Source organism: Streptomyces sp. Y309, assembly GCF_056712025.1.
This window is the reverse complement of the sequence record NZ_CM160048.1, coordinates 8,599,314-8,613,109: the sequence shown is the minus strand read 5'-3', so window position 1 is coordinate 8,613,109 and position 13,796 is coordinate 8,599,314. Positions and strand designations below refer to the sequence as shown.

The 13,796-nt window shown below is 73.7% G+C and carries 16 protein-coding genes; 9 read left to right on the top strand and 7 right to left on the bottom strand.

From position 1 onward, the window contains the following. Positions 1–70 precede the first annotated feature (70 nt). Complete coding sequence (locus tag AC0KTA_RS36260; protein ID WP_481056740.1) at positions 71–289, bottom strand: hypothetical protein; 219 nt, start codon at positions 287–289, stop codon at positions 71–73. Between AC0KTA_RS36260 and AC0KTA_RS36255 the strand changes: the two genes are divergently transcribed. The 4 genes from AC0KTA_RS36255 to AC0KTA_RS36240 all read left to right on the top strand — a co-directional run bounded on the left by AC0KTA_RS36255 (position 222) and on the right by AC0KTA_RS36240 (position 2,969). Then, positions 222–410: a CDGSH iron-sulfur domain-containing protein gene (locus tag AC0KTA_RS36255; protein ID WP_481052429.1), complete on the top strand. Its 189-nt coding sequence runs from the start codon at positions 222–224 to the stop codon at positions 408–410. The genes AC0KTA_RS36260 and AC0KTA_RS36255 overlap by 68 nt on opposite strands. Further along, complete coding sequence (locus AC0KTA_RS36250; protein WP_481052428.1) at positions 407–1,486, top strand: iron-containing redox enzyme family protein; 1,080 nt, start codon at positions 407–409, stop codon at positions 1,484–1,486. The genes AC0KTA_RS36255 and AC0KTA_RS36250 overlap by 4 nt, the downstream gene beginning before the upstream one ends. Before the next feature lie 40 nt (positions 1,487–1,526). Then, positions 1,527–1,943, top strand: coding sequence for a CBS domain-containing protein (locus AC0KTA_RS36245; protein WP_481052427.1), 417 nt, complete (start codon positions 1,527–1,529; stop codon positions 1,941–1,943). 69 nt (positions 1,944–2,012) lie between these two features. Continuing rightward, positions 2,013–2,969 carry an LLM class F420-dependent oxidoreductase gene (locus AC0KTA_RS36240; RefSeq protein ID WP_481052426.1) on the top strand — a complete coding sequence of 319 codons (957 nt, stop codon included), beginning with the start codon at positions 2,013–2,015 and terminating at the stop codon, positions 2,967–2,969. Between the two features lie 5 nt (positions 2,970–2,974). Here AC0KTA_RS36240 and AC0KTA_RS36235 read toward each other — a convergent pair whose 3' ends face one another. Together AC0KTA_RS36235 and AC0KTA_RS36230 are read right to left on the bottom strand one after the other, a co-directional pair. Further along, positions 2,975–3,448, bottom strand: a complete 474-nt coding sequence (locus AC0KTA_RS36235; RefSeq protein ID WP_481052425.1) for a TrmO family methyltransferase domain-containing protein — start codon at positions 3,446–3,448, stop codon at positions 2,975–2,977. A 38-nt stretch (positions 3,449–3,486) separates the two neighbouring features. Further along, positions 3,487–3,630 (bottom strand): hypothetical protein, encoded by a 144-nt coding sequence (locus AC0KTA_RS36230; RefSeq protein WP_481052424.1) that lies wholly within the window; start codon positions 3,628–3,630, stop codon positions 3,487–3,489. Positions 3,631–4,209: 579 nt separating this feature from the next. On the opposite strand from AC0KTA_RS36230, the gene AC0KTA_RS36225 reads away from it, so the two are divergent. Continuing rightward, positions 4,210–5,415 carry a D-alanyl-D-alanine carboxypeptidase family protein gene (locus tag AC0KTA_RS36225; protein ID WP_481052423.1) on the top strand — a complete coding sequence of 402 codons (1,206 nt, stop codon included), beginning with the start codon at positions 4,210–4,212 and terminating at the stop codon, positions 5,413–5,415. Next, positions 5,412–6,425 carry a Gfo/Idh/MocA family protein gene (locus tag AC0KTA_RS36220; protein WP_481052422.1) on the top strand — a complete coding sequence of 338 codons (1,014 nt, stop codon included), beginning with the start codon at positions 5,412–5,414 and terminating at the stop codon, positions 6,423–6,425. Before AC0KTA_RS36225 ends, AC0KTA_RS36220 begins: the two co-directional genes overlap by 4 nt. Before the next feature lie 110 nt (positions 6,426–6,535). Here AC0KTA_RS36220 and AC0KTA_RS36215 read toward each other — a convergent pair whose 3' ends face one another. Further along, a complete protein-coding gene (locus tag AC0KTA_RS36215) occupies positions 6,536–6,949 on the bottom strand; it encodes an SsgA family sporulation/cell division regulator (RefSeq protein WP_481052421.1) in 414 nt (137 codons plus the stop codon). 190 nt (positions 6,950–7,139) lie between these two features. On the opposite strand from AC0KTA_RS36215, the gene AC0KTA_RS36210 reads away from it, so the two are divergent. The 3 genes from AC0KTA_RS36210 (at position 7,140) to AC0KTA_RS36200 (ending at position 12,090) form a co-directional block, all read left to right on the top strand. Then, entirely contained in the window at positions 7,140–9,029 is a 1,890-nt protein-coding gene (locus tag AC0KTA_RS36210) for a sigma factor (RefSeq protein ID WP_481052420.1), read from the top strand. A gap of 143 nt (positions 9,030–9,172) precedes the next feature. Then, positions 9,173–10,498, top strand: a complete 1,326-nt coding sequence (locus AC0KTA_RS36205) for a carboxyl transferase domain-containing protein (RefSeq protein ID WP_481056687.1) — start codon at positions 9,173–9,175, stop codon at positions 10,496–10,498. Between the two features lie 53 nt (positions 10,499–10,551). After that, the gene (locus AC0KTA_RS36200; RefSeq protein WP_481052419.1) at positions 10,552–12,090 is read left to right on the top strand and encodes an ATP-dependent DNA ligase; all 1,539 of its coding nucleotides are present in this window, start codon (positions 10,552–10,554) and stop codon (positions 12,088–12,090) included. A gap of 32 nt (positions 12,091–12,122) precedes the next feature. Here the strand turns inward: AC0KTA_RS36200 and AC0KTA_RS36195 are convergent, their stop codons facing one another. The 3 genes from AC0KTA_RS36195 to AC0KTA_RS36185 form a co-directional block, all read right to left on the bottom strand. Then, the gene (locus AC0KTA_RS36195; protein ID WP_481052418.1) at positions 12,123–12,563 is read right to left on the bottom strand and encodes a DUF3592 domain-containing protein; all 441 of its coding nucleotides are present in this window, start codon (positions 12,561–12,563) and stop codon (positions 12,123–12,125) included. A gap of 119 nt (positions 12,564–12,682) precedes the next feature. Further along, on the bottom strand, positions 12,683–13,276 hold the full coding sequence (locus tag AC0KTA_RS36190) for a short chain dehydrogenase (RefSeq protein ID WP_481052417.1): 594 nt from the start codon (positions 13,274–13,276) through the stop codon (positions 12,683–12,685). A gap of 14 nt (positions 13,277–13,290) precedes the next feature. Beyond that, the gene (locus AC0KTA_RS36185) at positions 13,291–13,731 is read right to left on the bottom strand and encodes a nuclear transport factor 2 family protein (RefSeq protein ID WP_481052416.1); all 441 of its coding nucleotides are present in this window, start codon (positions 13,729–13,731) and stop codon (positions 13,291–13,293) included. Between the last annotated feature and the right edge of the window lie 65 nt (positions 13,732–13,796).

Here is a 13,796-nt window from a genome sequence, read left to right as displayed (position 1 = left end):
GGGTGCCGGACCCCTCGACGCTGAACTGGGCGCTCAGGGAGGACCGGTGCGGGATGCGGCGTTCGACGACTCAGCGGCCTGCGGCCTGCGCGCCCGCCACGTCCGCCGTCACCTTCGCCGCCGCCACCTCCGCCTCCGCCTCGGACCCCGGCTCGGTGAGGAAGCGCACCCCGTGACCCCCGGCCGCGCGGTCGGGTTTGACGGCGACAGACCCGTGCACGGTGCTCGTCGAAGGACCGGTGGAGGTCGTCTGCGACGACGGGACCGTCGCGCGCTCGGACCGCTTCACGGTCGCCGTGTGCACCTGCCGTCGCACTCGTACGCCGCCCTGGTGCGACACCAGCCACCGCCGAAGCCCGAAAGAGAGGCAGGCGGACGGCCCTCACCACGACTCCGAGGACACTCCGTGACCACGTTGCCGCCCTCCCGGGGCCCGCTGTCGCACGCGGTGGTGAGCGCCCTGCGCGACGGCCCCGGTATCCGCGCCGTGCACGCTGACGCCCGCTCCTTGCACGCCGAGGCCCGGGCCGCCGACCCGTGGGGCGAGGACCTCCACCTCGCCCTGTACGTGCTGTACGAACTCCACTACCGCGGCTTCGATTCCGTCGCCGACGACCACGAATGGGACCCCGAACTCCTCGCGCTGCGGCGCCAACTGGAAGGAGCGTTCCTGGCCGCCCTGCGCGCGGGCACCCCCGGCGGCCGGACCGCGGCGCGGGCCCTGGACGAACTCCTCGTCGAGCCCGTCGACCACACCGGCAGCGTCAGCCACCACCTCGCAGTCGAGGGCGAGTTGTGGCAGGTGCGCGAGTACGCCGCCCTGCGCTCGCTCTACCACCTCAAGGAGGCCGACCCCCATCTGTGGGTCGTGCCGCGGCTGCGCGGGCGTGCCAAGGCGGCGATGGTCGCGGTCGAGTACGACGAGTTCGGAGCCGGCCGCCCCGAGCAGATCCACGCCCGCCTCTTCGCCGACCTCATGACCGACCTCGGCCTGGACAACACCTACGGCCACTATCTCGACCGGGCGCCCGCGCCGGCCCTGGCCACCGTCAACCTGATGTCCCTCTTCGGCCTCCACCGGGCCCTGCGCGGCGCGCTGATCGGGCATTTCGCGGCCGTGGAGATCACCTCGCCGCCCGGCTCCCGGCACCTGGCCGCGGCGATGCGCCGACTCGACGTCGGCGCCGCGGCGGAGCACTTCTACGCCGAGCACGTCGAAGCCGACGCCGTCCACGAACAGGTCGTCCGCCATGAACTCGTCACCGGCCTGCTCGCCGACGAGCCCCACCTCGACGCCGATGTCGCTTTCGGCGCCGACGCCACCGGGCTCGTCGAGGGGCGGCTGGCCCGCCATCTGCTGGGTGCCTGGAACACCGGGCGTTCCGCCCTGGTCGCGCAGGCGCCCGCCGCGGGGCGTTACGGCGCACCGGGGGCGGGCACCCGGGCCGTGGCCCGAGGCCGCACACCGCAGACGTACCTCACGTGAGGCGAACCCCAGCCCGCGTGCCGCGAGAAGGGAATCGTTCATGACCACCGCACGCGACATCATGACCGCGGGTGCCGAGTGTGCCGGAGCGGAGGAATCCGTCCTGGACGCCGCCCGGAAGATGACCCGGCTCGACGTCGGCGCGCTGCCCATCTGCGGCACCGACGACCGGCTCAAGGGAGTGATCACCGACCGGGACATCGTCGTGAAGGTCCTGGGCCAGGGGAAGGATCCCGCCGCCGTCACCGTCGGATCCCTCGCGCCGGGCGAGGCCGTCACCATCGGGGCGGACGACGGTGCCGAGGAGATCTTCTCCACCATGGCCTCGCACAAGGTCCGCCGGCTGCCCGTCATCGACGGCCGACGCCTGGTGGGCATGGTCTCGCTCGCCGACGCCGCTCGCGCCCTGAGCGATCCCAAGGCCGGACAGCTCATCGAGGCCCTGTCCACGGACTGACCACTGACCCTAATCGGCGGGGGCCACCCGCATCGGTGGGGCCGACGTCCTTTCCCCGCAGGAGGCGCGATGACGAACTTCGGATACTTCCTCGCCGCCGAGGAGCACACCCCCGGCGAACTAGTCGACCAGGCAAGAATGGCCGAACAGGCCGGATTCACCTCGCTGTGGATCTCCGACCACTACCACCCCTGGAACGACCAGCAGGGCCAGAGCCCCTTCGTGTGGTCGGTGATCGGCGCGCTGTCGCAGGCAGTCTCGCTGCCCGTGGAGACAGCGGTCACCTGCCCCACCGTCCACGTCCACCCCGCCGTCGTCGCCCAGGCCGCCGCCACCAGCGCGGTCCAGCTCGGCGGCCGCTTCCGCCTCGGCGTCGGGTCCGGCGAGGCCCTGAACGAACACATCCTGGGCGGCCCCTGGCCCGAGGCCAGTGTGCGCCTGGAGATGCTGGAGGAAGCCGTTCAGGTCATGCGGCAGCTCTTCACCGGCGAGCAGATCAGCCACCGCGGCAAGCACTACACCGTCGAGAACGCGCGCCTCTACACCGTGCCCGACGAGCCCGTGCCCATCGACGTTTCGGCCTTCGGCCCCCAGGCCGCAGAGGTTGCGGGCCGCATCGGGGACGGGTTCATCACGATGGCCCCCGACGCCGACGGCATCGAACGCTTCCGCCGCAGCGGCGGAGGAGGGAAACCCGTGCAGGCCGGGCTCAAGGTGTGCTGGGCCGCCGACGAGGACGAAGCCATCGCCACCGCGCATCGGCTGTGGGCCAACGAACAACTGCCGGGCGAGCTGCCGCAGCTCCTGCCCACCCCGCCCCACTTCGAGCAGGCCTCCGAACTGGTCACGCCCGACCAGGTGCGCACCGCCGTGCCGTGCGGGCCGGACCTGGAGACGCACGCGGCGGCGCTCAAGGAGTACGTCGACGCGGGGTTCGACACCGTCTGCGTCAATCAGATGGGCAAGGACCAGCAAGGCTTCTTCGACTTCTACCGCAGCGAGGTCCTTCCGGGGTTCGCGGGCTGAGTGGGTCAGGCCTTCTCGGCCCAGTAGTCGGCCAGCATCTCGCCAGGCCAGGCGGGCTCGTGGGTCCGGCCGCGCGGCCCCATCTCCTCGAAGTACGGCGACAGGTCGTAGATCTTCGTGCCGACCACGGCGTCCAGGTCGGTCACGAGCAGCCTGAGCCCGTCGACCTTGAGCAGCCGCGGGAAGGACTGCGCGAGTTGGTTGGGGCGCCGGTGGTTGCGATGAGCGAACGTGCCCGTGGCCGGCCACTGCGGGTTTCCGCGCGGGCTGCGGGCGTGGTACTCGACATCGTCAGGCGAGGCCTGGTCGAAGTGCCACACCACCACCAGATGGGAGAACTCGGCCAGGCCCTGGACGGAGTCGAGGGGGAACTCGTCCTCGTCGAGTTGGATCACGGACTCGATGCCGCCCCAGTAGTCGTCGGCGACCTCGGTACGGCCCGCGACGACTTCCCCGATCGGCTTGATCTCCAAAGCCATGGCCCAGCCCTTCGACTCGCTCTCAACGACGCGTGTGATCAATCTACTTGGGCCAGGTACGAGGCCGCGCGGGCATCGAGCGCGCCCACCGCGGGGATGCCGCGCTTGCGGTAGGGCGACAGCAGGTGGCGCATGTCCAGGACCCGCTGGCGGGCCCGGCCGGAGTAGATCCCGTCCTCCATCGCGTCCAGGACGCTGGTCCACGTCGCGCACGCTTCTTCGACGCTGCCCTGGGCGATCTGCGTCGCCCTCAGCGCGCAGCAGCGCCCCTCTTACAGTGCCCGGGGCATCAAGATGAGGTGGCGGCCCTTGCCGCCGACGTTGCCGGTTCAGGACAGTCGATCCGCGCAGGCACGGCAGGCTGCGCGGGGAAAGAGCACGGAATACCGCGGCTGCTTCTCCAGCTGAGTTTCGTGCCAGGGCGGGCTGGTGACGCCGCGTGGGCGGTGGTTCCTCGTCGCGGTGGGCGGCGTGGTCGCGGTCTCGCGCTGGTCGCGGTGGCCGGGGTGGGGGCCGCGGCACGTGTGCGGGCTCGCGGGCGGTGCGCCCCTGACGTACGTGTGGGCGGCCCTCCCCGCGCGTCCGGAGGGCGGCGGCACTCTGACGGCCGATCTGGTGAGCGACGCGGTGTGCGCGGGCATCGCCCTCGCCATGCTGGCGTGGGCCGTGCGGCCGCACGCGCGGCGCGGCCCGAGGGCCGGATACATCCACCCGGGCCAAGCCGATCTGCGCAGCTGGGAGCCCGCTCCTACGGTGGCTGAATGGTCATCAGGTACCTTTCGCGCCCGGTCCGGCGCGCCCCCGTCCTGCGTGCCACGGCCCTCACCACCGGGGCCCTGGTATGCCTCGCGGGACCGGCCGTCTGCGCCGAGCCCGCGCCGCCGAAGCCCGCGCCCGCGTACTCCTCGTCCCTGCTCGACCGGCCCGGAACCCAGGTACGCCCACGCCCCGACGCCCCGCCGGTCCCCCGTGACCTGTCCGCCCTGGCCTGGATGGTGTCCGACGCCCGGACGGGCGAGGTGCTCGCCGCGCACAACGCGCACCGCAGGCTGCCGCCCGCATCCACCCTCAAGTCGCTGTTCGCGCTGACGGCGCTGCCCCGGCTGCACCCCGACACCCGGCACACGGTCACCGACACCGAGCTCGCCCGCGTCGGCGGCGGCAGCAGCCTGGTGGGCGTCGCGGCGGGCCGCAGCTACCGGGTCGCCGACCTGTGGCGCGGGGTGTTCCTCAGCTCCGGGAACGACGCCGTGCACGTGCTGGCCGCCATGAACGGCGGCTGGGAGCGCACGGCGCGGCAGATGCGCGCCAAGGCCCGCGCGCTCGGTGCCCGCGACACGCACGTCGTGTCGCCCGACGGCTACGACGCGCCCGGCCAGGTGTCGTCGGCGTACGACCTGTCGGTGTTCGGCCGGGCGGGCCTGGCCGACCCGCAGTTCGCGCGCTACTGCTCGACGGCCTTCGCGCGCTTCCCCAGCGACGGCGACTGGTCGTACCCGATCCAGAACACCAACCGGCTGCTGACCGGCGCCGACGGTGTGGCCCGCTACCCCGGCCTGATCGGCGTCAAGAACGGCTACACCAGCGGCGCGGGGCACACCCTCATCGCCGCGGCCCACCGTGGCGCGCGCACCGTCCTGGTGACGGTGATGAACCCGCAGCGGGGCGGCCTGACCGTGTACGAGGAGGCCAGGTCGCTGCTCGACTGGGGGTTCGCGGCGGGCGGGCGTGTGAGTCCGGTCGGCTCGCTGCTGCCCGCCAGTCCGCGCAAGGCGCCGGACCGGGCGGGGAGGGCGGCGGCCCAGCTCGTGCCGCCGGGCGCGTCGGACGGCGGCTCCGACTGGCCCGCGCTCGTCCTGGTCGGCGTGGGCTCGGCGGTCGTCGTCACCGGGTGCGTGGTGATCGTGCGGCGGCGGGCGGCTACGGTGGCCCGACGCAGGGGCGCGGGAGGGGAGTTCGTCCAGTGAGTGAGCCGTTGGGGGTGGCCGTCCTCGGTGCGGGCCACATGGGCGCCGACCATGTGCGGCGGCTGGCCCGGTCGGTCGCCGGGGCCCGGGTGGCGGCCGTGGCGGACCCGGACCGGGCGCGGGCGAAGGCGGCCGTGGTCGGGCTCGACGAGGTGCGCGTGCACGCCGACGCGCACGCGGCGATCGCGGAGCCCGGCGTGCAGGCGGTCCTGGTGGCCTCGCCCGACGACGCGCACGAGGAGGCGCTGCTCGCGGCGCTCGCGCGCGGCCTGCCCGTGCTGTGCGAGAAGCCGCTCGCCGCCGACGCGGCGGCCGCGCTGCGGGTCCTGGAGGCGGAGGTCCGGAGCGGGCGGCGGCTGATCCAGGTGGGGTTCATGCGCCGGTACGACGCCGAGTACCGGCGGCTGAAGGCCCTGCTCGACTCCGGCGCCCTGGGCCGGCCGCTGATGCTGCACTGCCGCCACCGCAACGTGTCCTCTCCCCCGCACTTCACCTCCGCGATGCTGATCAGCAGCTCCGTCTCGCACGAGATCGACGCGGCCCGCTGGCTGCTCGGCCAGGAGCTCACCGCGGTCACGGTGGCGCGGCCGCGGCCGTCCTCCGGCGCGCCCGCCGGGCTGCTCGACCCGCAGCTCGTCCTCTTCGAGACCGAGGACGGCGCGCTCGTCGACGTGGAGATCTTCGTCAACTGCGGCTTCGGCTACGAAGTGGCGTGCGAGGCGGTCTGCGAGAGCGGCAGCGCCCGTATCGGCGACGAGCCCACGATGGTGGTGCGGTCCGCGGGCCGCGCGCAGCAGGAGATCGCACAGGACTACGTGGTCCGCTTCGCCGACGCCTACGACCGCGAGGTGCGTGAGTGGGTGGCCAACGCCCGCGCGGGACGGGTGGCGGGCCCGAGCGCCTGGGACGGCTACGCGGCGGCCGCCGTCGCCGAGGCGGGCGTCCGGGCGCTCGGGGACGGCGGGCGGGTCACGGTCGACCTGGCGGAACGCCCCGCGCTCTACCGCTGAGGCCGGCCCCGCCGCGCGAACCGGCCACCCCAAGCGGCCGCCCCGACCGGTCACCCCCAACCGTCGGTCCCCTCGCGGCACCTCCCGCCGCGGTCCTCACACCCCCGTCCTCACACCCCGCCGAGGAGCTTGGTCAGACCGCGGTCCAGATCGCGCCCCGCCTCCTCGCGGCCCGCGCCCACGACGGCGTACGACCGCATCAGGAAGCGGCGCAGCGCGGCCCGGTCGAACTGCACGAGCGCGAGGCCGTGCGGCGCGTGGAACTCCAGCACGGTCCGCGCCCGCCCGCACGGCCAGATGTGCACGTCCCCCGTGCCCGCCGGGGCGCTCAGGCCCGCCTCCAGCAGACCGCGGGCGAAGACCCAGGTGACCTCGGCGCCGTCGAGGGACACCTCCGCCGGGAAGGTGACCTGCACCGCGAGCGGATCGGACGCGGAGTAGCGCAGCGTCACAGGGATCGGCCTTTCCCGGCCCTCGGGAGTGATCAGACGGGCGCGGGCGGATTGTTCGAGCGTGACGGCCATGGTCGATCTCCACTTCTGCTGCTTCCTTGCCCTTTCGACCCCGTGACGGGTGCCCGCATTACGGGAGTGCACAGAGAGATATCTGTGACCTACGCCACTCCCCTCTGATAAGTCGGACATTTCTGGCCTAGGCTTCCGAACTCGTCCCCATGTCCCCATCCCCCACAGTGGGACAGGAGTGTGTCCTGCCATGTCCGACGTCCCTCCCGACGTCCCCGCCGACGCGTCTCCCGACCTTCCGCCGGGCGCTCCGGATGTTCCCGGCGTCCCCGCCGACGCGTCCGGGCCCGCCACCGCCGCGTACGCGCGCGTCTATGAGGCCGAGCACCCCCGCCTCGTCGCGTACGCGCGTTCGCTGACCGGCAACGCCTGGGTCGCCGACGACCTGGTCGCCGAGGCGCACTTCCGCGTCTGGCGGCGCCTCGCGGCCGGGCACGAGATCCAGAACGTACCGGCGTATCTGATGACGACCGTGCGTCATCTCGCGGCGTCGGTCGGGCGCGCGGCGGAGCGCGAGACTCCGCGCGACCCGCAGGGCGTCGACGCGGCCGAGACCATCGACGTCACCACCGTCGCCGACGGCGACGGCGACCCCGCGGCCCGCGTCTCCGCCGTCGACCTGCTCACGCGCGTGCTCGGGCAGCTGCCCGAGCGGTGGGTGCGGGCGCTGTGGCTCGCCGAGGCGGAGGGCCAGCCGCTGGAGGCGGTCGGGCGTGACATCGGCGCCGGGCGCGGCGCCACGGCCGTGCTGCTGCACCGGGCCCGCGAAGGCATGCGCCAGGCGTTCCTGCGCGCCCACCCCGGCACGCCCGAGAGCCCGGCCTGCGAGACCCACTGGGACCGGATGCCCGCGCACATCCGCGGCGAGGCGTCGCCCCGTCAGTCCGAGACACTCGTCGCCCACCTCGACGGCTGCGCCGACTGCCGCGCCCGCCTGGCGCTCCTGACTCGTGCCAACGACCGGCTGCCCGCACTGGTGGGACCGGCGCTGCTGCTCTTCGTCCTCGGCGGCGCGGGCAAGTTCCTGGTGCCGCTCGCGGCCGGGGCCGGAGCGGGAGCCGGGGCCGCGGCGTCGGCCGCCGGGTCCGGCGGTCCTGGGCAGGCAGGGCTGCTTCATGGCGTACGTCATGTCCTCACCGGGGGCGGGAAGCTGCCCGTGGCCGTGGCCGGGGCGATAGGCACGACGGCGACCGCGGCCGCCGTCGCGGCGGGGCTCGTCCTCAGCGGCGGCGTCGGCGGCGGCTCGGCCCCCGCGCGGGTCACGTCGGCGGAGAGCGGGGAAGCGCAGCCGGGCCAGCCGCCCGGTGCGCCCCGTGAGGCGGACGGGAGCGAGGCGCCCGGGGACGGGAGCGAGGCGCCCGGGGACGGGGGCGGGAGCGGGCCTGTGCCGGAGCCGCGGAGCGAGGCGGAGCCGGCGGCTCCGGACGCCCCCGATGCACCGGACGCCCCGGACGCCCCGGACGCCCCGGCGGCCGAAGCTCCCGAGGCGGATGCGCCCGAGGCAGAGGCTCCCGATGCGGAGGCCCCTGCCGCCGAGGCTCCGCGGCCTCCGGCGGACGAGCCGCCCGCGCAGGAGCCCGCCGGGCAGGAGCAGCCCGCCCAAGAGGCCGAGCCCGAGGCATCTGTTCCTTCCGCGGAAGCGGAGGAGCCCACGCAGGAGCCGGAACCGGAGCCGGAACCAGTCGAGCCGGAACCCACCGATCCGGCGCCGGAGCCCACGCAGCCGCCCACGCCGGACCCGATCCCCACGCCTACCCCCACCCCGACCCCCACGCCCACACCCACTCCGACACCCACCCCGACGCCCACGCCAACGCCGACCCCCACGCCTACGCCCACTCCCACCCCCACACCGGTCGACCCCACACCTACCCCGGTCGACCCGACGCCTACTCCACCTCCCACCCCCACACCACCCCCCACTCCGACGCCGACACCCCCTCCCGAGCCGACGCCGACGCCGACACCACCGCCCGTGGACCCGCCGCCCACCACCGGCCCCGCCTGCCACTGGCTCGGCCCGATCTACATCTGCTATCGCGGCCAGTGGGTCCTCGACGAAAGCGGGGCGAACAGGTAGGAGTACGAGGCGTGCCTTCTCCCTCGACGCCTCCGACACCTCCGACGCCTCCGACACCCTCGATCCCCTCGGCTCCTCCAACTCCCCCGGCCCCTGACTCCGCTCCGCCCGGCCCCTCCGGCCCGCCCCGCACCCCCGACCGGCTGTCCGCGCGCGAGGCCGTCGCCGCCGTGACGTCGGACTTCGCCGAGCTGCCGTACCCGCAGGAGACCGCGCGGCCGGACGGCCCGCTGGCGTGGGCGGGATACGACGACGCGCGGGCCGCCGCGCAGGACCGTACCGGCGAGTCGGAGTCGGTGATCTGCGGGAGGGCGACGATCGCGGGTCGACCGGCCGTCCTCGTCTCCTTCGAGTTCCGCTTCCTGGGCGGTTCGCTCGGTGAACGGACCGGGGACCGTCTGGAGGCCGCGTACACGACCGCCCGCGAGCACCGCCTCCCGCTCGTCTCCCTCGTCGCGACCGGCGGCAGCCGCATGCAGGAAGGCATGCCGGCCCTGCGCCAACTCCAGCGCGTGGCCGCCCAGTCGGCGCTGAACCGCGCGGCGGGGCTGCCGCAGATCGCGGTGCTGCGCGACCCGACGACGGGCGGCGGCTGGGCGACACTCGGCGCGGGCGCCGACGTGGTCCTCGCGCTGCCGGGCGCGCAGGTGGGCTTCGCCGGGTCGCGGGTCCGGCCGCCGGACGCGGACCCGGCGGCGTACACGGCGGAGGCGCAGCTCGCGGCGGGCTCGATCGACGCCGTCGTGGCGCCGGAGCGGCTGCCCGCGCGCCTGGGGCACTGGCTGCGGCTGCTCACCACGCCCGCGTCCGGCACTCCCGAACCGCCGCGCGCCCTCGGGGACCCGGCCCTGCCCACCACCGGATGGGACGCCGTCGGCCGGGCCCGCTCGCCCGAACGCCCGCGCGCCCACGCCTACTTGGACGCCTACTTCGACTCCCGCGAGCCGATCAGCGGCGACCGCTCGGGCGGCCGGGACGACGGCATGCTGTGCGGCTTCGGCCTGCGTGACGGGCGGGCCATCGCGTACGCCGCCCAGACCGGCACGCCGACCCGCCCCGCCGGATACCGCACCGCCGCCCGCCTCATCCGCCTGGCCGATCGCTTGTCCGTGCCCGTCCTCACCCTCATCGACACGCCCGGCGCCGCCAACGACGCGGCGGCCGAGCGGGCGGGCGCGGGCGCCGCGATCGCCGACGTCTTCGCGGCCGTCGCCGCCGCACGCGTCCCCGTCACGTCCCTCGTCGTCGGCGAGGGTGGCTCGGGCGGCGCCCTCGCCCTCGCCGCGCCCGCCAACACCTGGGCCACACCGGACAGTTACTTCTCGGTGATCGCCCCGGAGGCCGCCGCGGCCATCCTCAAGCACCCGCACGAGGACGTACCGCACCTGGCCGGGGAGCTGCGCCTGCGGCCGCAGGATCTGGTGGAGCTCGGCGTCGTACGGGGTGTCGTACCGCACTCACACACCTGACGCCACACACCTCACGCCGTGCGGGATCGGGTGCCGCGTTGCAGGATGGCGGCATGCTGTTTGTCCGGGTGGCGGAGGTGTCCAAAGGGGTGGCCGCGACGTCGGCGCGGTCGCGGAAGATCGAGCTGATGGCCGAGCTGTTCCGGGCGGCGGAGCCCGACGACGTGCCGCTCGTCATCCCCTACCTCGCCGGACGCCTGCCGCAGGGGCGGATCGGGGTCGGCTGGAACGCCCTCAAGGATCCGGTGGCCCCGGCGGCCGAGCCGACGCTGACGGTACGGGACGTGGACGCCGCGCTCACCGCGCTCGCCGGGGTGTCGGGCGCGGGCGCGCAGGCCGAACGGAGGCGGCTCGTACAGGAGTTGCTGGGGGCGGCGACGCCCGATGAACAGCGGTTCCTGTTCGGCCTGTTGACCGGGGAGGTGCGGCAGGGGGCGCTGGACGCGGTGGCCGTGGAAGGGCTCGCCCGGGCCACGGAGACTCCGCCCGAGCAGGTGCGGCGCGCCGTGATGCTGGCCGGGGCGCTCGCGCCGGTGGCACGGACCCTGCTCGCGCAGGGTCCGGACGCGCTGGCGGAGTTCCGGCTGACCGTGGGCCGGCCGGTGCTGCCGATGCTGGCGCACAGCGCGCCGTCCGTGGGCGAGGGCATCGACAAGCTGGGCCCGTGCGCGGTCGAGGAGAAGCTGGACGGCATCCGCGTCCAAGTGCACCGGGACGGCGACGACGTACGCGTCTACACCCGCACGCTCGACGACATCACCGACCGGCTGCCCGAACTGACGGCCGCTGCCGATGAGTTGAGAGGTGAGCGGTTCATCCTGGACGGCGAGCTCATCGCGCTCGGCGGCGACGGGCGGCCGCGATCCTTCCAGGACATCGCGGGACGCGTGGGGTCACGGCTCGACGTGGCGGCCGCGGCGGCCGAACTGCCCCTCTCCCCCGTGTTCTTCGACGCCCTGTCCGTCGACGGCGAGGATCTCCTTGACCTCCCCCTGCGGGAGCGGCACGCACGGCTCGCGCGGCTCGTTCCGGAGCCGATGCGGGTGCGCCGCGTGGTCGTGGCGGATCCGGCCGACGAAGAGGCGCGGCTGGCCGCCGACGCGTTCCTCGCCGCGACGCTGGAGCTCGGCCACGAAGGTGTCGTACTCAAGGGGCTCGACGCGCCCTACAGCGCGGGCCGCCGGGGCGCGTCCTGGCTCAAGGTCAAACCCGTGCACACCCTGGACCTGGTGGTCCTGGCGGCCGAGTGGGGGCACGGCAGGCGCACCGGGAAGCTGTCCAACCTGCACCTGGGGGCCCGGCGCGAGGACGGGACGTACGCCATGCTCGGCAAGACCTTCAAGGGCATGACCGACGCGATGCTGGCCTGGCAGACCGAGCGGCTGCGCGAACTCGCCGTCGACGACGACGGGTTCGTGGTGCGGGTCCGCCCCGAGCTGGTCGTGGAGATCGCCTACGACGGGCTGCAGCGGTCCACGCGCTATCCGGCGGGGGTGACGCTGCGGTTCGCGCGGGTGGTGCGGTACCGCGAGGACAAGACGGCGGAGGAGGCGGACACGGTGGAGACGGTGCTCGCGCGGTACGAGTCGTAGGTCCGGCCGTAGGTCCGGCGGCGGATCGGCTGTCAGCTGCTGCTCCTGGGTCGCCGCGCCGCCTTCACCACGACGACCACACCCGCGCCCATCACTCCGAAGCCCAGAATCGACAGGGGGTTCCAGTCCGGCTGCACGGCGTGCAGCTGCGCGGTGCTGAGCACGTCGGAGGTGTCCTCCGAGTTGTAGATCACCTCGATGGGGCGGCCCTCCACCGCCTGCGGCAGCTTCGGCGTGGTGGGCAGCTCGGCCGTGCGGGGTGCCTGGCCCGTCGGCCGGTAGCGCACGGTGATGCCGCTGGTGCGGCCCCGGCTGTCGGTGGTCACCGCGATCGCCTTGCCCTCGACGGTCACCCCGTGCTGGTACAGCCTGGTCACCCGCGAGTGCCCGCTGTACCCGAACAGCGTGACGACGATGGAGCCGACGACGACAAGCAGCGCCGCGAGCCAGCCCAGCTTGACTCCCCGGCTCACCCTGGGCCTCCAGGCCGTGTGGTCGTATTGGTCATGCCGCCAGCGTGACCGGCCGCCGTGCCGGTGGCGTGGCGTCCGTGTCCGGGAAACGCCACAGCCACCGGATCGCGCTTCGGCTGTCAGCGGGGCGAAGGGGTCAGGGTCTGTCCCTGCATCTCTCCTGTGACGACCTGGATGTAGGCGTGGGCGACGTCGCTCAACGGCGTGCCTCCCTCGTTGTCCATGCCGAGCTTTTCGAGCGTCTCCTTCACCCACCCCGGGCTGACGCTGTTCACCCTCAGTCCGCGGGGCATCTCGATGGCCGCGGCCTGGACGAAAGCCTCCAGTCCGGCATTGACAAGAGCGCCGAACGAGCTGCCGGGCGTGGGCTGTTGAAAGGTGCCGCTGGTGAGTGTGATGGAGCCGCCGTCCCGTACGTGGTGCAGAGCCCGGCGCAGCAGCATCACCTGCCCCAGCAGCTTGCCTTCGAGACCGTGAGTGAACTCGGCGTCGGAAGGGGAGGTGAGCGGCGTCAGCCGACCACTGGCCGCACAGCAGATGACCGCATCCACCTTGCCGACGGTGTCGAAAAGGGCGTCGATGGAGGCCGGCGTCTCGAGGTCGACCCGTGTGCTGCCGGTGCGTGAAGCGCGTATCACCTCATGCTCGGTCTCCAACGTGTCCGCGACGGCACGGCCGATGGTGCCGGTCGCCCCGATCACAATGATCTTCATGCTCTTTCCTTCTGTCATCGGGCGAGGCGGGCCGGAAGGGGTGCCAGCGGGAAGTTGGCCCAGACGTAGTTGTCCATCTGGTGCTGGTCGCCGCTCAAGTTGACGACGCGATCGACCTGGCCGTTGGCGTCGAAGTGCCACACCAGCGCCCACATCGTGTCGACCTGGCCCACGCCCTGGGTCGTCCAGCCGCGGTGGATGTCGACGACGTACTCGCCGTTGCTGCCGAGAAACACCGGTTCGGCCTGGAAGCCCGCCTTGCCGAGCTGGTCGAAGAAGCTGACCACCTCGTCGAGTCCACGCTTGGTGCCCGACAGCGGGTGGTGGCCCGGGATGTGCCACTCGATGTCCGGAGCCAGCACCGCGCTCATCCCTGTGACGTCATGGGCGGCGTAGGCGGAGAAGAAGTGGTTGATGGCCTCGGTCTTGGGGTCGGCGGCTTCGCTCGTCGTCATGGTGATGCTCCTCGTCGGGATCGCGTACCGGGCTGTCCCGGTCGCGTGATCAACGTTCCCGCCGG